The sequence below is a fragment of the Dactylosporangium sp. CA-152071 genome (assembly GCF_050936335.1).
GTDB lineage: Bacteria > Actinomycetota > Actinomycetes > Mycobacteriales > Micromonosporaceae > Dactylosporangium > Dactylosporangium maewongense.
This window is the reverse complement of sequence record NZ_JBNJMZ010000001.1, coordinates 7158304-7178896: the sequence shown is the minus strand read 5'-3', so window position 1 is coordinate 7178896 and position 20593 is coordinate 7158304. Positions and strand designations below refer to the sequence as shown.

General features: G+C 70.2%; 16 protein-coding genes and 1 other RNA gene. 2 read left to right on the top strand and 15 right to left on the bottom strand.

Translation table 11 applies throughout. The features are described from left to right. Positions 1-6 precede the first annotated feature (6 nt). Positions 7-1899: an MSCRAMM family protein gene (locus ACQEVZ_RS32245; protein WP_433373462.1), complete on the top strand. Its 1893-nt coding sequence runs from the start codon at positions 7-9 to the stop codon at positions 1897-1899. A 63-nt stretch (positions 1900-1962) separates the two neighbouring features. Here the strand turns inward: ACQEVZ_RS32245 and ACQEVZ_RS32240 are convergent, their stop codons facing one another. From ACQEVZ_RS32240 to ACQEVZ_RS32220, 5 genes are all read right to left on the bottom strand, one after another. Further along, positions 1963-2301, bottom strand: a complete 339-nt coding sequence (locus ACQEVZ_RS32240) for a hypothetical protein (RefSeq protein WP_433373459.1) — start codon at positions 2299-2301, stop codon at positions 1963-1965. A 220-nt stretch (positions 2302-2521) separates the two neighbouring features. Next, the gene (locus tag ACQEVZ_RS32235; protein ID WP_433373456.1) at positions 2522-4636 is read right to left on the bottom strand and encodes an MMPL family transporter; all 2115 of its coding nucleotides are present in this window, start codon (positions 4634-4636) and stop codon (positions 2522-2524) included. A gap of 146 nt (positions 4637-4782) precedes the next feature. Further along, complete coding sequence (gene sigJ, locus ACQEVZ_RS32230) at positions 4783-5679, bottom strand: RNA polymerase sigma factor SigJ (RefSeq protein WP_433373453.1); 897 nt, start codon at positions 5677-5679, stop codon at positions 4783-4785. Next, on the bottom strand, positions 5676-6866 hold the full coding sequence (locus ACQEVZ_RS32225; RefSeq protein ID WP_433373450.1) for an NAD(P)/FAD-dependent oxidoreductase: 1191 nt from the start codon (positions 6864-6866) through the stop codon (positions 5676-5678). The genes sigJ and ACQEVZ_RS32225 overlap by 4 nt, the downstream gene beginning before the upstream one ends. 317 nt (positions 6867-7183) lie before the next feature. Then, a complete protein-coding gene (locus ACQEVZ_RS32220; protein ID WP_433373447.1) occupies positions 7184-7801 on the bottom strand; it encodes a hypothetical protein in 618 nt (205 codons plus the stop codon). Positions 7802-8477: 676 nt separating this feature from the next. Here ACQEVZ_RS32220 and ACQEVZ_RS32215 point away from each other — a divergent pair. Further along, the gene (locus ACQEVZ_RS32215) at positions 8478-9395 is read left to right on the top strand and encodes a hypothetical protein (RefSeq protein WP_433373444.1); all 918 of its coding nucleotides are present in this window, start codon (positions 8478-8480) and stop codon (positions 9393-9395) included. A 240-nt stretch (positions 9396-9635) separates the two neighbouring features. Here ACQEVZ_RS32215 and ssrA read toward each other — a convergent pair. The 10 genes from ssrA to ACQEVZ_RS32165 form a co-directional block, all read right to left on the bottom strand. Beyond that, positions 9636-10009, bottom strand: a transfer-messenger RNA (tmRNA) gene (gene ssrA, locus ACQEVZ_RS32210). Between the two features lie 67 nt (positions 10010-10076). Then, positions 10077-11498, bottom strand: a complete 1422-nt coding sequence (locus ACQEVZ_RS32205; RefSeq protein WP_433373441.1) for an SRPBCC domain-containing protein — start codon at positions 11496-11498, stop codon at positions 10077-10079. 69 nt (positions 11499-11567) lie between these two features. Beyond that, positions 11568-12047, bottom strand: a complete 480-nt coding sequence (gene smpB, locus ACQEVZ_RS32200) for an SsrA-binding protein SmpB (RefSeq protein WP_344501593.1) — start codon at positions 12045-12047, stop codon at positions 11568-11570. Positions 12048-12108: 61 nt separating this feature from the next. Continuing rightward, the gene (locus ACQEVZ_RS32195) at positions 12109-13413 is read right to left on the bottom strand and encodes a M23 family metallopeptidase (protein ID WP_433373437.1); all 1305 of its coding nucleotides are present in this window, start codon (positions 13411-13413) and stop codon (positions 12109-12111) included. A 153-nt stretch (positions 13414-13566) separates the two neighbouring features. Continuing rightward, complete coding sequence (gene ftsX, locus ACQEVZ_RS32190) at positions 13567-14442, bottom strand: permease-like cell division protein FtsX (protein WP_344501595.1); 876 nt, start codon at positions 14440-14442, stop codon at positions 13567-13569. A 67-nt stretch (positions 14443-14509) separates the two neighbouring features. Further along, the gene (gene ftsE, locus ACQEVZ_RS32185) at positions 14510-15190 is read right to left on the bottom strand and encodes a cell division ATP-binding protein FtsE (protein ID WP_344501596.1); all 681 of its coding nucleotides are present in this window, start codon (positions 15188-15190) and stop codon (positions 14510-14512) included. Positions 15191-15419: 229 nt separating this feature from the next. Beyond that, positions 15420-16535: a peptide chain release factor 2 gene (gene prfB, locus ACQEVZ_RS32180; protein WP_433373432.1), complete on the bottom strand. Its 1116-nt coding sequence runs from the start codon at positions 16533-16535 to the stop codon at positions 15420-15422. A 43-nt stretch (positions 16536-16578) separates the two neighbouring features. Next, complete coding sequence (locus ACQEVZ_RS32175; protein WP_354890947.1) at positions 16579-17094, bottom strand: PadR family transcriptional regulator; 516 nt, start codon at positions 17092-17094, stop codon at positions 16579-16581. Positions 17095-17176: 82 nt separating this feature from the next. Continuing rightward, positions 17177-19603: a serine/threonine-protein kinase gene (locus tag ACQEVZ_RS32170; RefSeq protein ID WP_433373429.1), complete on the bottom strand. Its 2427-nt coding sequence runs from the start codon at positions 19601-19603 to the stop codon at positions 17177-17179. A gap of 165 nt (positions 19604-19768) precedes the next feature. Continuing rightward, entirely contained in the window at positions 19769-20590 is an 822-nt protein-coding gene (locus tag ACQEVZ_RS32165) for a tryptophan 2,3-dioxygenase (protein WP_344501599.1), read from the bottom strand. Positions 20591-20593: the final 3 nt, after the last annotated feature.

The window sequence follows — 20593 nt, the reverse complement described above, 5'->3', positions numbered from 1 at the left end:
GCGGACATGCGACAGCATGCACTGCGCCGTACCCTGCTCTACGCAGCAGTGACGGCAGCCACGATCGCCGGCGCGGCGGTCTCCACCACGCCGGCGCACGCCGCGACCGGCACAAGTGTCACCACCGTGGGTGCGGGAGCCACGGTGACGGTGGACGACCAGCTGCCGACCGGGACGATCTCCGGCAGCCTGCTGAACCGGGACGGCACACCGGCCTGGGCATACCTCACGGTCTTCGACAGCGCCGAGCAGAACTTCGTCACCAGCGTCAGCGTGCCGTCCAGCGGCGCGTTCACGCTCGATCTGCCGGCCGGCTCGTACAAGCTCAACTACCGGGTCCGCAACGCGTTCGACCAGTGGTCGGGCGGGAAGACCTCCTACGAGACCGCGGTGCCCGTCGAGGTGACCGCCGGCCAGGCGGTGCAGGTCGTGGAGACGGTGCTGCCGACGGGTTCGGTCGGCGGGCGGTTGACCAAGGCCGACGGTAGCCCGGCGGCGAACGTGGGCGTCACCGCCAGCCAGCCGGGCGGCAGCGGCTCGGGCTGGACGAGCACCGGCACCGACGGGCGGTACCGCATCGACGACCTGATGCTCGGTGACTACGTCGTCGCGTTCTCCGGGCCCGCGGGGGTCTCGCAGTACGCGCACGGCAAGCTCGACAGCGCCGCGGCCGACCGGTTCACGGTGGCCGACGGGCAGCTGACCACGGTCGACGAGACCTTCCTGCCGACGGGCGCGATCCGGGTCGTCGCGCACGACGCCACGACCGGCGAACCGCTGGAGCATTTCTGCGTGTGGGCGACGAACACCGACAACGCCGGAGGCTGCGCCACCGGAGCCGAGTTGCTGATCACCGGCCTCTTCGTCGGCAGGTACACACTCAGCGTCAACATCGACGACCGCCTTCACCTGACGGTGCCCTACACGCCGGTCACGGTCACCGCCGGGCAGACCGCGACGATCGACGTGGCCATGCGCCAGGGCGCGTCGATCACCGCCACTATGGCCAGCCGCGACGGCGGCACCGCGGTCGACGGCTGCATCGGCGTGGCGAACGTCGACCAGCCCTACGGCTACGACCCGTACGGCTTCTGCTCGGACGAGCGGCCGGGCCCGACGCCGGGCTCTGTGGTGATCGGTCCGCTGGAGCCGGGCACGTACCAGCTGCTCGCCGACCCGCGCGGTGACGCACTCGGCCTGCAGTGGGTCGGCGCGGCCGGTGGCACCGGCGACCGCGGTGCCGCCCAGCGGTTCACGGTCGCGTCCGGAGACCAGATCACCACGCCGACCATCCAGTTCGACCGGGCCGGCACGGTCCGCGGCAAGGTGACCGACGTCAACACCGGCGCCCCGGTCGCAAGCGTCTGCGTCTCGGTCGTCGCGCTGTCGCACGGCTTCGCTCCCCAGGGCGGCTGCGCATTCTCGACCGGCGCCGACGGCACGTACAGCATCCCGGGCGTCGGCCCGTACGCGTGGCCGGTGCAGTTCATCGGCCGTGGCTACCAGTGGCGCTGGTCCGGCAACGCGGCGAACCGCCCCGACGCGACGATGGTGACGGTGCCCGCCGGCAAGAAGGCCGCCGCGAACATCAAACTGCGCACCGGCGGCGGCACGCTCACCGGCACGGTCCACGACACGGCCGGCAACCCGCTCAACGCGTACCTGGTCGCGTTCGACGCCCTGTCCGGCGAGGCCGTCCACTCCGGCGACAGCAACAACCAGTACAGCAACCCGCCCATGACATTCACGATCCCGAACATCGCCCCGCAACAGATCAAGATCTTCTACCAGCTGCCCGACGGCCGCAGCGGCTGGCTCGGCGGCGCCGACCTCGCACACGCCCAGCCGTTCCAGATCCGGAACAACAAGACCCTGACCGTCGACGTCATCGTCCCGTAGCGACACCGGCCGGGGCCCGCCACAGCGGACCCCGGCCCGACCCCAGTAGAAGCCCGGACGGTTTCATGTCGAGTCCTGCAGATATCGGCCCACCGCAGACGAGAAGACCCCAGTGGGCAATGCCAGCGGCGGGCTCGCCGGTGGCGGCTCGGGCAATGCGGCCAGTCCGGCGATGAACGTCCCACGGTGCGCCGCCGACGATCGGCCCGCCGCGGTGAGCCAGTACCGGTCAGCGGCAACGTCGAACTCGACCAGCCCAGCCGCGGCCAGCCGGCCGAGCCCCGCCACAAGCTCGTCCTCCCGCGGAATCGCATGGTTGAGGTAGTCAGCAGCGGCGATCACCCCACGCAACGACGACCCCCGCGCCGAGTCCACCCCGCTGATCGACCGCAGAATCCACACGTCTGAGAGCGTCCAGCCTGCTTCCAATGCGGTCTCCATCCTGGCGGGGACAGGTGGATCACAAGCGACCTGAAGCCACCAACGACAACGTATGTGACAGAACCAGTTCGGTAACGAGACCTTCACCCGTGGCCTGCTTGGCTCAAGCCTCGCGAGGAGCGGTGCCGCACTCGCCCGCAGCCGCAGACGCCACCGTAGTCATACCGGTGCAGTTCCACTGTCATGTGCCGGCGCTCACGACAGCGGGTTCAGGGTCGGACTTGCCCGCGGGCGGCTGGGGGTCGTGGTGCTTGAAGAGCTTGCTGGGCCACCACATCCATCGCCCCACGTCCAGGGTGAGCGCGGTGACCAGCACCGAGCGGACGATCATGGTGTCAAGCAGCACGCCGAACGCCACCGCGAACCCTAGCTGCGCCGCGAACACCAACGGCAGCGATCCCAGCGCCGCGAAGGTGCCGGCCAGTACCAGACCCGCCGACGTGATCACGCCGCCGGTGGCGGACAGCCCGGTCCGCGCGCCGCGCCGGGTGCCGTGTAGCAGTGCCTCTTCCCGCACCCGGGTCACCAGGAAGATGTTGTAGTCGATGCCCAGGGCGACCAGGAACACGAACACCAGGAGCGGGAAGTTCGCGTCCGCCCCAGCGAAGTCGAACACGTGATTGAACATCAGAGCGCTCACGCCGAGGGCCGCCCCGAATGACAGCACCACCGTCGCCATGAGCAGCAGCGGGGCGACGATCGCCCGCAGCAGCAGCGCGAGGATGCAGAAGACCACGATCAGCACGATGGGGATGATCACCTTGGTGTCGCGGGCGGCTGACTGTTGCGTATCGAATGCGATCGCCGTGCTGCCGCCGAGCCGGGCATCGGCGCCCTCGATCTTGTGGATCGCGGTTCTGGCCTGCTCGACGGTGCGCATCGCGGCCTCGCTGCCGGGAGCGTCCTTGAGCGTCCCGAGAACGAGGACCTCACCATCCTTGATCATCGGCGCCGCGACGTCGGCGATCCCTGGAACGCCTGACAGCACGCTCTTGACCTGCTCCGCCGAGGCGGCCTTGGCCACGACGTAGACAGGGTCGCCCGACCCGGCCGGGAAGTGCCTGGACTGGATCTCCTCGCCGACGACCGCCTGTGGCTCGTTGGTGAACTGGCCCTTGCCCGGAATCCCATCGGCCTTGAGTCCCGTCACCCCGAGTGTCAGGACGCCGAGGGCGAGCGCGGTGCCGACCCATACGATCCGCGGCCGGCTGGCGATGACGGCGCCGACCCGCGTCCAGATGCTGTCCTTGACTGTGCCCACCGAGCCGTACGACGGCTTCGCGGGCCAGAAGATCCAGCGGCCGCAAATGACCAGCAGAGCCGGCATCAGCGTGACCATGGCGAGCAGCCCGACGAGAATGCCGACGGCACAGGCCGGCCCGAGCCCTTTGGTGGAGTTGAGCGTGGCCAGCAGCAGCACCAGCAGGCTGACAGCGACGGTCGCGGCGCTGGCGATGATCGCCGGGCTGGAGCGGTACAAGGCCTCCGCCATCGCCTCGTGCCGGTCCTCGTGGCGCCGCAGCTCCTCCCGGTACCGCGAGATGAGCAGGAGCGCATAGTCGGTGGCGGCGCCGAACACCAGGACGGTCAGAACGAGGCTGGTCTGCGTGTTGACGGTGAGCCCGGCATGCTTCGCCAGCACGTAGATCACCGCTTCCGCCATGACCAGGGCGCCACCCGCGGACAGCAGCGGCAGCAGCGGCAGCAGCGGGCTGCGGTAGGTGAGCAGCAGGATGACGACCACCACCAATGCGGTGATCATCCCGAGGGCACCACCCCCTCCGAAGGCCGTGATCGAGTCGGATGCATAACCGGCCGGTCCAGTGACGTGGAACCCGAGACCGTCGGCGTTCTGTTCGCCGATCCTGGTCATCGCGTCAACGACCTTGTGAGCCCCGGCCCAGCCCTCGTTGCCGTCGTCGACCTGGACCACAGTCTGGATGGCCTTGCCGTCCTCGGCCCGCAGCGGGCCCTGCGGCTGCCCCACGACCTTGTCGATGCCCTTGAAGGCTTCGACGTCAGCCTGCGCCTTGGCCATGTCGGCAGGTGTGACACCCTCAGGTCGGTCGTAGATCACGATCGCCGGCAGGGTCTCGGCGGGCTGGAACTTCTTGGCCTGTTCGATGACCTTGGTCGCCTCCGCGTTGCTGGGCAGCCAGGCCGAATTGTCGTTCTTCTCGACATCGCCCAGCTTGCCGGCCAGCATGAGCGCCGGCACCATCAGGATGATCCAGAAGGCCAAGACGGCCCATTTCGCAATCCTGCCACTGGGCAGGGTCATGACTTTTCGCAACATGGAGATTCCTCAGTGTCCAGTCGACGTGGGAAAGCTTGCCGGGATTGATGACGGCGTAGATCCGCACACCTGGCCGCCGCCCGAATTGAGGGCGAGAACAACGACGGCGAAGGGTGCCGTCGAGGGCGCCAGGACCTGCGGGCCCCTTACCGGCTGATCTGACGCCGGACCGTCATCGCGACGAGTTTGTCTGGATTGCGGACGGCGTAGAAGTTGGTGATCTTCCCGTCGATGACCTCGATCAGGAGGACACCTTCGGGACGATCGCCGATGCGCGCGACCATCGCGGGACCGTTGTTGCAGTTGACCATCTGGATCCGCATACCCGGCATCCGCCCGCCCGTGCGGAAGAGGTCAATGAGGAGGCCGGCCACCTTCTGCGCGCCCACCACCGGCGCACGCGCCGCGGTGGCCTTGCCACCGCTGTCGGCGGTCCAGGTGACGTTCGGCGCGAGCAGGGACAGCAGCCCGGCCATGTCCCCGGTGACCGACGCGGTCCTGAACCGCTCGGTGATCTGCATGGTCTCCGCGGCGTCGACGGGCTGGAACCGCCTGCGTCGCGCCTGCACGTGCTCGCGGGAGCGGTGCGCCACCTGATGCACCGTCGTCACGGATTTGCCCACCGCCGCGGCGATCTCGTCGTAGCCGAAGCCGAACACCTCGCGCAGCACGAACACCGCACGCTCATCGGGGGTGAGCGTTTCGAGCAGCACGAGCATCGCCATCGACACCGACTCGGCGAGCACCACATCGGCCGAGGGGTCGGCGTCGTCGAGCAGCAACGGCTCGGGCAGCCACGGGCCTACGTAGTCCTCGCGACGGCGCGCACTTGCCCGCAATGCGTTGAGCGTCTGACGGGTCACCAGCCGTGCCAGATACGACCTGGTGTCCCGCACCGTCGCAAGGTCCACCTCGGCCCACCGCAGATAGCTGTCCTGCAGCACGTCGTCGGATTCGGTGGCCGAGCCGAGTATCTCGTAGACGATCGTGAACAGTAACGGCCGCAACAGGGTGAATCGCTCGGCATGCTCGTCCGTGGTCATTGAGACGTGCCCACCGGCGCGACGGAGGCCGGCTGCCGCAGCCGGCGACCGCCCTTGACCCAGCCGACGGAACCCGGCTCGCGGGCCTCGCGACGAATCCTCGACACCGCGACCTTGCAGGTCAGCTCCTTGATCGCGGCACCCAGGCGGCCGCCGATGTAGATGCTCACCGCGGTGTCGTCCCTGCGGGCGAGCTGGCGCATGGCGGTGTGCCGGCCGAGGCTGACGCACGATCCCGTGAGTGCCTGGTCGATCGCCGCCGGTTCGGTCCCCGCGATGCGGCTCAGCACGGTGTCGGCGGCCTGAACCCCCAACGGCCCCGCGGCCTGACAGCTCATCCGCAGCGGCCGGCCGGACGGCGCTGCGGCGTCCCCGGCGGCGACCACCCGATCTTCATCGATGCTGGTCAACGTCTCATCCGTGAGCAGCCGCCCGAGCGCGTCAGTACGCAGCCCGCTCGCGGCCGCCAACTCCGGCACACCGAAACCGGTCGCCCAGACGGTCACTGCGCTCGAACGCGTCGTACCGTCGGCGAGGACGATCGCATCCGGCCGAACCTCGGTCACCACGTCGGCTTCGAGCACGGTGACACCGTGCCGCGACAGCCACTTGGCGGCGTATCGGCGACCCGGCGCACTCCATGACGACACCAGGATGCCGCCACACACCAGGGTGACCGTCCGTCCCTGCTCGGCCAGTTCGGCGGCCGTCTCGACGCCGGTCAGTCCGCCGCCGACCACGGTGACCGGAGCCCCGACGGGCAACTCGTCCAGCCTGGCCCGCAGCCGCCGCGCGGACTCGAACTCGGCGATGGGGTGCGCGAACTCGGCCGCGCCACGCACCGATGACGGTATCGCTGCGGTGCTACCGACCGCGTAGAGGACATAGTCATACTTCAGCGTCCGGCCCGACGCCAGCAGCACTACGCGCGCGGCGGTATCGATGCGCGTGGCGCTGTCCACAACCAACTGGATGCCGTCGCCGAGCAGCCTGCCGTAGCCGACCGTGGCGTCGGCGGTGCCGGCCACAAACTGGTGCAGCCGCACTCGTTCGACGAAGTCCGGCCGGGGATTGACCAGGGTGATGCCGACGCCGGCCCGCATCCGCAAGTGATTGGCCGCGAGCGTTCCGGCGTAACCACCGCCGATGACGACGACCCTGTGGCGTGTGTCGTTGTGCTCAGTCATGCCCCCAAGACACCGGGGAGCGCCGAGACCTGACACGACGTGACGCGCGTCACCCCACAGAAGTACGCCGGACACGCCGACCGGGCGAGCGGCCCGTTCCCGGAATCAGGTTGGCAGGCGTTGAGTTTGCTGGAACTTCGATCCGTCGGCGAGCTTGGCGGTGGCGTCGCCGGCCTCGGCGAGACGAGCCGGAGTGTCGCCGCGTTCCAGCAGCGCACCCCCACCGGGGAGCACGAGCTTGCTCGTGCGCGGGGAATCCGAACCGGAACGGTGAAGCTGACGATCGCGTACTTGAACCCGGCCGTCCGACCCACGTGTCACCTGCCATCCACCGTGAGCCAGGCCGGAAGCGGCGAGGACGGAAACACCACCGCGACATTGTCGGCGGACGGTTGCAGCTCCGAGCCAGATCGATGGCTCTCGCCCAGGAGAAGGTTGACGTCGCCGCGGTCGTACCGAAGTGTTGCCCAACGGCACCAGAACCCGTCGTCGTCCGGTTCGTAATGCACCTGGACGTCGAGGACCGACCGGCCCGCGAAGTCGGCCCAGCCACTTCGCGCCGTCACGTCCCACACCGCCACGTCCGCTTCGGGTCTCACAGCGTTGCCGAGCAGCGGCTGCTCCCAGAACACCAGCCCCTCGGTCCAGCTCGGCGACTGCCAGGTAACGCTGAACACCCGGCCGTCCGCGCACTCGAGCTCGACACCGTAGTCGATGGAGTCGAACCCATCGCATCGCCACGTCGGTCGCGCCCACTCCGCCTCGTCGACGATCCGGCGCGGCCCCTCGTATTCGGCAGCAACCTCGTGACGGAAGTAGTCGATGTCGACGTATCGCACCGTGCGGACGACCGCGCCAGCCATCTGCCGAGCGCGCTCCTCACGGGCATGGCGCTCGGCAGCCGTACGGACGAACGACACCATCGGATCGGACACCGAGACATTGTCGACGGCATCGCGGCCGGCGCACCTGGAAATTCCTGGTGCGGCGGATGCGTTGGAGGAGGCCGGCTTCGACGGCGATCCACCGTCGTCCTCCGCGAAAACGGACCCCCTTGATCGGTCGTGGCACGACATAAACCGTGCAGCTCACCACGGGCGATCGGCACACGTCCTCAGCGCCCCTGCCGACCCCCGGGCGCGACGACAGACCTCGAACGGACAACTGCACAGGCAGTCCGAGCCCGATCGAGGCACCCACGGGAGCGCCCCTTGCCGACCCGCCGCCGCGGCGACGGATCTTGAGGGGGCGAGGGTGGAGCGAAGCTCCCCCTGTGGGGAGCACCGGCGCAGCCGGTGCGCGGGGAATCCGGCACCGCCAACGGCGAACGCCCCCTGCGTGAGCAGGGGGCGTTCGGCGGTGGAGCTGACACTTACCTACTTGAACCCGGTTAGGTGAGGCGGCGAGGCACGTGGCGAAGCGGCCCTCACCGTCATGACCGTCGTCGAGGAGGGCCAGTCCTCACGCGATTACTGTCGGGGCGTGGTCACCGAGCATGTATGGCACCGTCCGCCGGTCACGTTCCCGAATTGCGTCACCAGTGGCCCCTCGGACCTGGTGACGCACGGGGCGTCCGGCCGGGCAACGCTCTGCGGCATACCGCTGTCCCGCGTGGACCTCACAGGCGGCTCCTTCGCCCCTGACGCCGCATCGGCATGTCGGGCCTGCGCGGCGCGGTCTGCCGCGACCCCACCCCGGCAGACCGCACAGGAGCGGCTGCACCGCCTCGTCGCCGCCGCGGACGCCGGGCCGCTGCGCGACGACCTTCTCGAGGCGCTCAGAAACGGCGCGCAGGTCAACCCCTGGGTCGTCGGCGTCTCCGCCGACCGCGCCCGGTCATCGACCCGGCTCCACGAGGCAATCGAGGGCCGCGACCAGGCGTCCGCCGCCCTGGACGCCGGGGGCACCTTCCAGCTGGCGGAGGTGGCCACCGACGCCTGCCGGTTCGTCGCGATCATCCCCACGGACGCACGTCCGGTGATCGTCCGCCGGTCGTCCCGCCGCCGCGCCGCTCCGGAACGCCCAGGCTGGACCTTCACCGACGCCCGCGAGGCGGCCTGGTTCGGCGTCGGGAGCGCGGGCGGCACGGAGCATGCCCTCGACGGTGCCGGGACGCTGTGCGGCATACCGCCGGCGCGGGTGACCGCCCAGCTTCACCTGTTCACCGCCTCCAGCGGATCGGCCTGTCCTAGCTGCGCCGCACTCGCGGCTGCGGCTCCCACCCGGCCCTGCGCCCAGGAACGCCTGCACACGGCGATCGCCACCGCCGCCCCGGGCCCGCTCCGCGACGACCTGGCCGCCGCCCTCACCCGCGGCGCGGAGATCACGCTCTGGATCGGCGCTCTCGGCCCTGACCTGGCAAAGCACTACGCCGACCTCGACGAACTCGACGACAACCGCGCCGCCCTGGCGGCCGCCCTGGCCGTGAACGAGCACGCCGGCCTCGCCCACGTCCTGCACGGCTCCTGGCGCTCCACCGTCCTCCTCCGCGACGGCGAGCCCCCACTGATCGCCCGCGGCCGCACCTGACTCGGGCAACCTGTCATACCCGCCGCCCAGGCTGCGTGCACAACCTGCCCGGAGCACAGCTACTCCGGCTGCGGAGCGAGGCGTGGCCCAGCCGGGAGCACTCAGAACGCAGCGTCGATGCTCTTGAGGGGGTGTGGGTGGAGCTTCAGCTCCCCCACTGGGGAGCACGAGCTTGCTCGTGCGCGGGGAACACGACACCTCCAACGGCGGACGGCCCTTGCGTCAGCAAGGGCCGTCCGTTGGTGGAGGTGCCGGGAATCGAACCCGGGTCCTTCGTTGCTTTGCTAGGGCTTCTCCGAGCGCAGCTCGCTGTGTCTCTACTCGGCCCTACCGATCACGCGAGCGAGTCGGTATGACGGGTCCAGTCGCGATTGATCTCGCCGCACGAGCCCCGCGACAGGACTCGGTTGGCCAGCCTTCTAGCTGATGCCGGTGATCGGGTCGAAGGCGAACCCGGACCGACAGATCTCTACCCTTGCTTAGGCAGCGAGAGCGAGATCGGAGCGCTTGTAATTGGCGCTTATACTTTTCCGACGACTGATTCGCGAGACAACGTCGGCTTCCTCGGCTCGCTTCCCCTAGCGCGGCGCACAAAGTCGAAACCAGTCACCCCCGCGCGGGTGGTGTTGGCCGCCGCTCCCACAAGCGACTGATCTAGAGTAACGCCTTCCGTCCAGCTTTTCATCCCGATACCTGGGTGCACGGACGGCCGTCGATGGTGCAGGTGAGGGGGGCGTTGCGGACGCCGAGGCCTTCGACCTCGAAGCGGAGGGTGGCGGTGCCGCCGGGGCGGACGGTCCGGGTGCTGTCGACCGGGGTGAAGATCGCTTTGAGGCCGGTGCGGGTCATGACGGCGCCGTCGACGTTGCGGACGGTGAGGTCGAGCAGGGGCAGGACGACGGCGACCGTCCAGTCGGTGCTGGCGGCCGGGCCGGGGTTGGTGACGGTGACGGTGACCCGGTAGGACGTCAGCGTGAGGTCCTCGGTGCGGCTGCTGGCGGTGAGCTGCGGACCGGACGCGGCCACCACGCTGGGCGCGGCCGTGGCCGACGGCGGCGCGGTCGCCGCGGCGGAGCTCGCCGCGACCAGGGCGGGGCGCGGGGACCGCTCGGCCGGCGTGCCCGGGAACGTGGCCTGCACGGGCCCCTCGACGCCGCCGCCGGTGCGCGGCGGCTTGGCCGGGTGCGGCGCGGTGGCCTTGCCGACGAGCAGGGCGATCATCGCGAGCAGCAGCAGGATCGCGGCCGCCGCCGCCACGGCCTGGCTGCGACGGTCGGCGGACCAGTCCCGAGCGGCCGCGACGCGTCGTACGCGCGACATGATGGCGTTTGCGGCAGATGTACCGACGGAGCCCAGCCGACGCACGCCTGCCGCGATGCCTGATGGCCGCGCGGACCGGTGACTGGGTGCGGCGGCGGGCGGCGCGGCGGGCGGGGCGGTGGCCGGGGTGACGGTCGGGGCGACGACGGGCACGGCCGCGACCCCGGTCGCCCGGGCGCCGAGGACCGCGGCGGCGAAGCCCGGCATGGTGGTCGTCGGGCGCGGGCCGGCGGTGGAGCGGGTGTGCGAGCTGAGCCCGGGCGCGGAGCGGCTCGGCGCGTTGGGCTGGCGCGGCGGCCGGTTGAACGGCCCGCCGTCGTTGCGCCGCACGGCCGGCGGAGCGTCGACGGCGGTGACCGGGGCGGATGGCTGGGCGTGCTTCTTCAGGGTCGCCGCGAGCGGGCCCTCGAACAGCTGCTGGTACGTCCTGCGCAGCACCCTGCGCCGCATCGTCCCCTGCGGGCCGAGGAACCCGCTCTGGGTCATCGTGAGCCGGGTGTGTCCGCCGGCCAACTCGTCGAGGGTCAGCGCGACGACGGTGTGCAGGTTCTCCCCCGACCAGCGCATGACCAGGCGGTGCGCCGTCTCGGTGGTGACGATCTCGCCCTCGATCGGGTCCTCGAGGCCGGCGAGGGCGGTCGCCTGGAACGTGAACGTGCCGTCGTCGCGGACCATGAACCGGGTCGTGGGCAGCCAGTCGGTGACGAGGTGGGCCTCGGTGAGCGCACGCCACACCGCGGACGGTGGGTGCTCGAGGTCGACATCGACCCGTATCTCGGTCACGCACGGACTATATGGCTTGCACGCATTGCTCGCTCGCCTGACGAGCACTACTCAGCCAGGCGAGACGATTTACTCGGTTCTGCCCTTGTTGCGGCTGCCCATGACGCGAGAGATCTCCCGCTCGGCGTCACGTTTCGCCAGCGACTGGCGCTTGTCGTAGGACTTCTTGCCCCGGGCGAGGCCGATCTCCACCTTGGCCCAACCGTCGGCGAAGTACACCGAGAGCGGCACCAGCGTGAGGCCGCTCTCGCGGACCTTGTTGCCGATGCGGCCGATCTCCTGCCGCTTCAGCAGCAACTTCCGGACGCGACGGGGAGGGTGGTTCGTCCAGGTGCCCATCGTGTATTCGGGGATGTGCATCGCATGGAGGAACACCTCGCCGTCGGAGATCTGCCCGAACGCGTCGACGAGCGAGCAGCGCCCGGCGCGCAGCGACTTGACCTCGGTGCCGGTGAGCACGACGCCGGCCTCGATCGTCTCGAGGATCTCGTAGTCGTGGCGCGCCTTCCGGTTGGACGCGACGACCTTGCGTCCCTTTTCGCGCGGCATCGACCCCTCCACAAATCTTGACAGGAGTATCAGCGTATCGCGCGCGGCAAGAAGGTTTCGGTCAGCAGAGGCAGCCGGGCAGCCAGTTCAGCGGCTGGATGGGGCTGCCGTTGAGGCGGACCTCGAAGTGCAGGTGGTTGCCGGTCGACGCGCCGGTGGTGCCGACCCGGCCGATGAGCTCGCCGCGGTGCACGGTCTGGCCGACGTGGACGAGGATCTGTGACTGGTGGCCGTAGCAGGTTGCCAGCCCCTTGCCCTGGTAGAGGCCGTGGGAGATGCAGGTGTAGTTGCCGTTGCCGCCCGCCCATCCGGCCCTGACCACCTTGCCGTCGGCGGCCGCGACGATCGGCTGGCCGCCGCCGGCGGCGACGTCGATGCCGGCGTGCAGCTGGTACACCTTGTAGACCGGGTCGAAGCGCATGCCGTAGTTGCTGGACTTCCAGCCGTGCACGGGCATCAGGAAGAAGGCGCCGGTCTTCGGCGGGATCGCGGTGGTGAGCGGCGCGCCGCCGGTGCCGGTCTTGCCGGTCTTGCCGGCCGCCTTGGCCGCCTTCGCCGCGGCCGCCGCCTCCGCCGCCGCGGCGGCCCGCAGCTCGCCGGCGACACGGTCGCTGTCGACCTTGAGCTGCTGGTAGCGGGCGAGGACGGCGGTGCGTTCGGAGTTGGCGACGGCCTCTGCCTGCGCGCTCTTGTCGATGAGGGCCCGGACGTCGGCGGCGGCCTGCTCGGCGCCGGCCTGGGCGGTCCTGCTGTCCTGCAGCGCCTGGCGGGTCTGCTCGGCCGCCCGGCGGGCCTTGTCGCGGGCCAGCTCGGCGACGGCGGAGCGCTGCTTGGCCGACATCCTGGCGCGGGTCAGGTCGTCCAGCGCCCGCTGGCTCTCGGCGGCGACACGGTCGAGGTAGGAGATGCGCAGCGCCAGGTCGTTCGGCGAGCCGGACTCGATGATCGAGTTGAACATGGCGAAGCCGCTGCCCTTGTACGTGGCGGCGACGAACACGGACACGTCGGCGCGACCCTGCTCGACCTCGGCCTTGGCGGCGTCGTAGTCGTCGTCGGCCGAGTCGAGCACGGCCTCGGCCGCGTCCCGGTCGCGCTCCGCCTGGCGGGCGGCGGCGTCGGCGGCGATGACCCGGCCCTTGGCATCCTCGAGGGCGTCCTCGGCGCCGGGCAGCGCTGCGGTCGCGGCGGCGTGGTCGGTCGCCGCCTGCTGGGCCCGCTCGGTGGCCGCCTCGAGGGTCGCCTGCGTCTCCTGGATCTGGCGGTCGATGCGGGCCTTGTCGTCGCGGGCGTCTGCGTGCCCGGCCGTGCCGCTGCCCAGCAGCACGACGAAAGCCCCGATGGCGCAGAAGATCCTGATCCGGTTCACGTAACCCTCCAGTACCACTTGAGGGTTACCGTACGCAGCGAAAGACCCATAAGTCCGGAATTTTGGCGAAATGCACCTATCGTGGTGCACTTCGGATATACGACGAGGGGTGGGCCGGAAACCGGCCCACCCCTCGTGGAAACAGCCCGCGGGTCAGACCCGCACGTAGAACCGCAGCGTGATCCAGGCGGTGACCGCGCTGACCAGGCCGCCGGCGCCGGCGAGGACCGGCAGCATCACCCAGATGCTGCTCCAGTCGATCGGCAGCAGGACGTTGGCCAGGGCCTTGAGCGACCCGTCGATGAAGAAGAACTTCGCGGCCACCAGGCCGCCGAAGGCCAGCAAGGCGCCGATCAGGCCAGCGAAGACCGCCTCCAGGACGAAGGGCAGCTGGATGAACCAGTTGGACGCGCCGACGAGCTTCATGACCGCGACCTCACGGCGTTTGCTGTAGGCGGCCACCTGGATGGTGTTGGCCACCAGGAGCAACGCCGCGGCGCCCTGGATGATGGCGACGGTCAAGGCGAGTGTCTGCAACGCGCCGAGCAGCTCGAAGACCTTCTTCAGCAGCTCCTGCTGGTCGACGATGTCGCTGACGCCAGGCTGGGAGATGAACTCCTCCTGGAGCTGCTTGACCGTCTTCGGGTCCTTGAGCTTGACGCGGTACGACTCCGGGAGCGAGTCCTCCTTGGTGGCGTTCACCAGGTCGGGCGCGTCACGGAACTGCGTCTTGAAGCGTGCGTACGCCTCCGACTTGCTCTCGTGCGTCACCTGCTTGACGAGCGCGTTGCTCTCCAACGCGCTCTTCAGGCTGGTCCGCTGATCGTCGGTGACGTCGTTCTTCAGGAAGATGGACACCTCTACCCGCTGGTAGAAGAAGTCCTCCATCTTGTTGACCTGGAAGAACAGCAGCAGGCTCGCGCCCAGCATGGTCAGCGACACCGTCATCGTGATGATCATCGCGATGGTCATGGTGACGTTTCGCCAAAGTCCGGTCAGGACCTCGGACAGGATGTACTTCATGCGCATCGGGTGGGGTTCCTTCCCAGCGGACCCGGCAACGTCAAGGGGTGGCTACGACGAGATCTGGCGATCGTCAGCCGTACACACCGCGCGACTGGTCCCGCACGATCCGGCCGCTCTCGATCTCGACGACCCGGCGGCGCATCTGGTTCACGATGTTGGAGTCGTGGGTGACCATGACAACCGTGGTCCCGGTCCGGTTGATCCGGTCGAGCAGACGCATGATCTCGATCGACGTGTCCGGGTCCAGGTTTCCGGTCGGCTCGTCGGCGAGCAGGATCAGCGGCCGGTTGACGAACGCGCGCGCCACGGCGACGCGCTGCTGCTCACCACCGGACAGCTCATGGGGGTAACGGTGCTCCTTGCCGCCGAGGCCGACGAGCTCCAGCACCTCGGGGACGACGCGGCGGGCGACGCCCTTCGACTTGCCGATGACCTCGAGCGCGAAGGCGACGTTCTCGTAGGCGGTGCGGTTGGGCAGGAGACGGAAGTCCTGGAACACGCAGCCGATCTGCCGGCGGAACGCCGGGATGCGCCACGAGCGCATCGAGGTCACGTCGCGCTCGTTGACGACGACCTTGCCCTTGTTGGGCGTGACCTCATGCAGCAGCAGCTTGATGATCGTGGACTTGCCTGAGCCGGAAGGTCCGATGAAGAAGACGAACTCGCCCTTCTCGATGTTGACGGAAACATCGTCGAGTGAGGGGCGGGACGCCTTCGGATACGTCTTCGTCACGTGGTCAAGCCGAATCACGGGACGTGAGTCTACGCGGTGTGACATCCACGCCAAGTACGCGAAGTGCGTCGCGTGCCGTTTGCCCTAAATGCGAACCCAAAGAGCTGACCCCAACCGCAGGGAGACACGGGATTCCAGCCGCAAGTGTGACGTACACCTCACTTGCGGCCTTGATCGCCTAATTACCGAAGGTGATCGCCGCACTCCAATGCGATGATCACACCCCCGGGGGTCACCCGAACGGGGGTTACGCCGGATTGAGCTCCCGCTGCTTGCGCCACCGGATGCCCGCGTCGATGAAGGCGTCCAGGTCGCCGTCGAAGACCGCGGTGGGGTTACCGGTCTCGTGCTCCGTCCTGAGGTCCTTCACCATCTGGTACGGGTGCAGCACGTACGAGCGCATCTGGTCGCCCCACGAGCCCTGGACGTCGCCGCGGAGCTCGTTCATCTTCGCGGTCTCCTCGGCCCGCTTCACGGCGAGGAGCTTGGCCTTCAGCACGCCCATGGCGGTCGCCTTGTTCTGGATCTGGGACCGCTCGTTCTGGCACGAGACGACGATGCCGGTCGGCAGGTGGGTGAGGCGCACCGCGGAGTCGGTCGTGTTGACGCCCTGGCCGCCGGGGCCGCTCGAGCGGTACACGTCGACGCGCAGCTCGTCGTCGGGGATCTCCACGTCGTCGGTCTGCTCGACGACCGGCACGACCTCCAGCGCGGCGAACGACGTCTGCCGGCGGCCCTGGTTGTCGAACGGGCTGATCCGCACGAGCCGGTGCGTGCCCGACTCGACCGACAGCGTCCCGTAGGCATACGGGGCCTTCACCGCGAACGTGGCCGACTTGATCCCGGCCTCCTCCGCATACGAGGTGTCGTAGACGTCGGTGTTGTAGCCGTGCCGCTCCGCCCAGCGCAGGTACATGCGCAGGAGCATGTCGGCGAAGTCCGCGGCGTCGACGCCACCGGCGCCGGCGCGGATCGTGACGAGCGCCTCGCGGGCGTCGTACTCACCCGAGAGCAGGGTGCGCACCTCGAGCTCCTCGATCGACTTGGTCAGCGCCGTGATCTCGTCGGCGACCTCGCTGAGCGACCCCGCGTCGTCCTCGGCCTGGGAGAGCTCCAGGAGGACGACGGCGTCGTCGAGCTTCGCCCGCAGCCGCTCCAGCTTGCCGATCTCGCCCTGCACGTAGGACAGGCGGGACGTCACCTTCTGCGCGGCCGCCTGGTCGTCCCACAGGTTGGGCACGGCCGCCGCTTCTTCGAGCTCCGCCTTCTCCTTGCGGAGCCGGTTGAGGTCGAGGACGGCCTCGATGTTGCGCAGGGTGCCATCAAGGTGCTTGAGCGATTCGGCGTGGTCGAGAGCGGTCACCCTCAAAGACTACGCCGGACCGGCGGGCGCTAACGGGCGGGCGCTATTTGGTCGGGGCGCTCTTGAGCCACGTGAGGGCGGCCTTGTGATAGCCGACCGCGAAGTCCAGCGACGCGGCGAAGAACTCGTCGCCGGACTTCTTCGCCTCTTTGGCCATTTCCCGGGCCTCGGTCAGCGCCGCATTGTGGTATTCCACCGCGTGCGCATACACCTGCTGCAGTTGCGCGCCCGTCTGCTGCACGCCGAAGGCGACACGCAATGCGACAGGATTGCGCAGCGCCTCCCGGCCGGCGGGCTCCGACAGCCAGCGGGTGAATGCCCGCTTGCCGGCTGGAGTGATCGCATAAGGCTGGCTCGAACGCGCGCCGGGCTTGCCGAGCCTGACATAACCAGCGGCGGCGAGCGCGGGGAGCTCGCGGTAGACCTGGCTGCGGGTCATCGACCAGTAGGCGCCGAGGCGTCGCTGGGCGGCGGCCATCAGCTGCCCACCGGTCATCGGCCCCTCGTGCAGCAGACCGAGCAGGGCCGCCGCCGTCGCGTTGACTCCAGATTCCGCCATGAACCCTACGCTGTCATCTTTCTCCGGCTCAGTCCAGGATTTCGACAAATCCACTGTCGACTGTCGCGTCGCGACTGTCGAGTTAGGACGGAAACTTCGGCGGCGAAGGAAAGGACGGCATCGTCGGGAACGGCGGCAGCGGATCACCGATGCCCGGCAGGCTCCGCCCCGGCGACGGCACCGCCGTCGGACGCTTCGTGGGCGTTTTCCCGCCACCGCCCCCGTTGTCTTCGCCGCCCGGTGCGGTGGATTCCTCGACCGGCGGCGCGCTGGACGGCTCCGGGGACGTGGCCGCCGAGGGGGCGGGCGAGTCGCTGGGGACGACCGCGGGCGTGGTGCCGTTCACCCGCGTGGGCTGCCGCCCGCCGCCGTCGAACGCGCCGCTCATGAGCACGGCGCCGACGCCGAGCAGGATGAGCAGCAGCACCGCCCCGCCGACGCCCGCGAGGACCCGGCGGTCGGACCGGCGCTCGCCGGCGGGCGGCGCGGCGGCATCGGACGCGTCGTCGGGGGCACGCAGCCAGGTCAGCGCGCCGGAGTCGGGGTCGGCGGCGGACGGCGGCGCGTCCGCGGCGGACGCCAGGACGTCGGTCGGCGGCTCGGCGGCATCCTCGAGATCCACCGGGTCCATCGGCGAGCGGTGCACCGGCGCGTCGGGCTTGACGAGCGAGGCTCCGGGGATGGGGCCGGTGGGCCGGTCGGGCAGCACGGGCCAGGCCGCGGGCACGACGACGTCGGTGGACCGCTCCCCCTCGGCGGTGGGGGCCGCTTCGGCGGAGGCCTCCCGCTGCTGGGGGACCGCGGGCGTGAGCACCACGGTGAACGCGTCCGGGTTGGGGCCCTCCTCGACCGGCGGCGCGGCGGGCTCATCCCCGCCGGGCGTGTCGCCGCCCCAGAGCGGGACGTCCGTCACCAGCTCGGGTCCGGCATTCCCGTTATCGACCGGTTCGTCGGAGTCTTCAGACTGTTCGGTCTCAGCCTGTACCGCGGCATCCTCGGCGACGACGTCGGCAGCGGCCTCCGCGGGCGTGGCGGATTCGGCCGGCACGGCGAGGGCCTGCTGGAGCGCCGCGAGGGCTCCGCCGGGAGCGCTCTGCGCCGGCTTGGCGAGCACCACGGCCTCCGCCTCAGCAGCGGACACGACGACCTCGGTGGGCGGTTCCGCCTCAGGAGCAGACGCAATCACCTCGGTGGGCGGTTCTGCATCGGAAGGGGACGCGACGACCTCGGCCGGGGGTTCCGCGCCGGAAACGGATGCGATGACCCCGGTGGGCGGTTCCACCTCGGGGGCGAGTGCGATGACCTCGGTCTGAGGCTCCGGCTCCGAGGCCGGCGGGGCGGCGTCCGCCGGCGGCTCCTCCGGCGGGGAAGCCGACAGCTGGGAGGCCGGCACCTCAGCAGCCGGCAGCTGGGACGGCACGGTGGGCAGCTCGGCGACGTCCTGGCGGACCGCCGCGGCGAACGCGCCCGCCCCGCGCGCCTGCGTGGGCAGCTCGGAGAGCGGCAGCCCGTTCGGCTCCGTCGGCAGGTCCTTGATCGGCACGGCCACCATGAGCGCCGCCGAGGCCGCGGCCGGTGAGGTCGGGGCGGTCGGCAGCGGCACCCAGTCGACCCGGCGGACCGGGGCGGACACGGGCGCGGTCTGCTCGGCGGAGCGGGCCCAGAAGGTGACCGCCTCGGCGGGCAGCCGCGGCAGCGGCTCGAAGCCGTCCAGCGCACCCTCGGCGACCCTGAGCCGGCCCATGATCGAGGCGGCCGCCGGACGCATGCGCGGGTCGAGCTCCATGCAGCCCTCGATGATCGGCCACAGCGCGGCCGGCATCCCGGGCGGCGGCACGGGCACGCAGTCCGCGTGGCGGCGCAGGACGTCGTTGGGGGATCCGCCGCGGTACGGGCTCCGGCCGCAGATCAGCTCGAAGAGCACGACCCCGAGCGCGTAGACGTCGGAGGCGGGGCTGGGCAGGCCGCCCGCGACGACCTCGGGCGCCACGTACTCGGGCGTGGCGTGGGTCGGCCCGGCGGGCTGGTCGAGGCGGCGGGCGACGCCGAAGTCGGCGAGGCGCACCGGGCCTCCGTCGAGCGGGACGAGCAGGTTGCCGGGCTTGACGTCGCCGTGGACGATGCCGGCGGCGTGGACGTACGCGAGCGCGTCGGCGACCTGGGCGACGACCTCGGCCGCGGCGGCGGGCGGCAACGGGCCGTCGGCGCGCAGCCGGCGCCGCAGGTCGGGCCCGCCCACGAGCTCCATCGCGATGGCGAGCAGGCCCTTGCCGGTGATCAGGTTGTGGACCCGGATGACGGACGGGTGGTCGAGGCCGGCGAGCAGCTCGGCCTCGCCGAGGAACCCGTCGACGAGCTCGGGCACCTCGGCGGCCTCGGCGCGCATGACCTTGACCGCGACCCATTGGCCGGTCTGCTCGTCGTACGCCCGCCAGACCGCGCCGATGGCGCCGCGGGCGACCTCGGTCTCCAGCCGGTACCGGTCGCCGAGCATGGTCTTCGTCTTCATTGCGGACCCCTCCCCATCACCTAGGACGGTAGGCCCGCATCGATGCGGCTGGACGGCCCGGGTGGGCCGGTTGGCACAAAGAAAGGAGTAGACAGACTACATATGCGAGCGCAGCTTCCACAGCGCCGGTGCTACAGGTGCGAGCGCAGCTCCCCAGCGCCGGTGCTACAGGTGCGAGCGCAGCTCCCACAGCTCCGGGTAGAAGCGCAGCTCGACCCGGGAGCGCAGGTAGGCGCCGCCGGCGCTGCCGCCGGTGCCGGCCTTGGTGCCGATCTGCCGCTCGGCCATGAGGACGTGCCGCGCCCGCCACATGCCCCACGCCTGGTCGTGCGCGACCATCGTCTCGGCGAGGTCCCAGAACGGGCCGTGGTGCTCCCGGTCGCGGGAGATCGTGAGCAGCGACGCGATCCGGTCCTCCTTGGTGGCGACGGCGAAGCCCGCCTTCTCCAGGGTGGTGAGGAACGCCTCCCAGAGGCTCGGCTCCTCCAGGCGCCGGTTGAGCCGCGCCTGCTCGGCGTCGGACAGGCCGCGGAAGCGCTGCAGGTACGTCGGATCCTTCAACCCGGAGAGGAACTCGATCTCCCGGAACTGCGCCGACTGGAACCCCGAGGCCGGGGACAGCTTGTTGCGGAAGCGCAGGAAGTCCTGCGGGGTCATCGTGTCGATCACGTCCACCTGCCCGACCAGCACCCGCTGGATCGACAGGCAGCGCTCCAGGCGCACCCTCGGCAGATAGGTCTCGCCGGCGAGGAGGCGGTCGCGGGCGTCGGTGAGCTCGTGGAGGATGAGCTTGAACCACAGCTCGTACACCTGGTGGATGGTGATGAAGAGGAGCTCGTCGTGCGCGGCGGGGTCCGACTCGGGGACCTGCGCGTCGAGCAGGCCTGTCAGTTGCAGGTAGTCACCGTACGTGAGGCGGCCGCCCTGCTCCCCGAAATGCGCGTCCTGCCAGTTGCCGGCGACGTTGCCGGGCGATGGGTTGGTCACCTC

Excerpts from the sequence above, each read along its gene's own strand:
- ACQEVZ_RS32225 (WP_433373450.1), bottom strand. The coding sequence starts at position 6,866 with ATGACTGAGCACAACGACACACGCCACAGGGTCGTCGTCATCGGCGGT.
- ACQEVZ_RS32170 (WP_433373429.1), bottom strand. The coding sequence starts at position 19,603 with ATGAAGACGAAGACCATGCTCGGCGACCGGTACCGGCTGGAGACCGAG.
- ACQEVZ_RS32175 (WP_354890947.1), bottom strand. The coding sequence starts at position 17,094 with ATGGCGGAATCTGGAGTCAACGCGACGGCGGCGGCCCTGCTCGGTCTG.
- ftsX (WP_344501595.1), bottom strand. The coding sequence starts at position 14,442 with ATGCGCATGAAGTACATCCTGTCCGAGGTCCTGACCGGACTTTGGCGA.
- ACQEVZ_RS32245 (WP_433373462.1), top strand. The coding sequence starts at position 7 with ATGCGACAGCATGCACTGCGCCGTACCCTGCTCTACGCAGCAGTGACG.
- sigJ (WP_433373453.1), bottom strand. The coding sequence starts at position 5,679 with ATGACCACGGACGAGCATGCCGAGCGATTCACCCTGTTGCGGCCGTTA.
- ACQEVZ_RS32235 (WP_433373456.1), bottom strand. The coding sequence starts at position 4,636 with ATGTTGCGAAAAGTCATGACCCTGCCCAGTGGCAGGATTGCGAAATGG.
- smpB (WP_344501593.1), bottom strand. The coding sequence starts at position 12,047 with ATGCCGCGCGAAAAGGGACGCAAGGTCGTCGCGTCCAACCGGAAGGCG.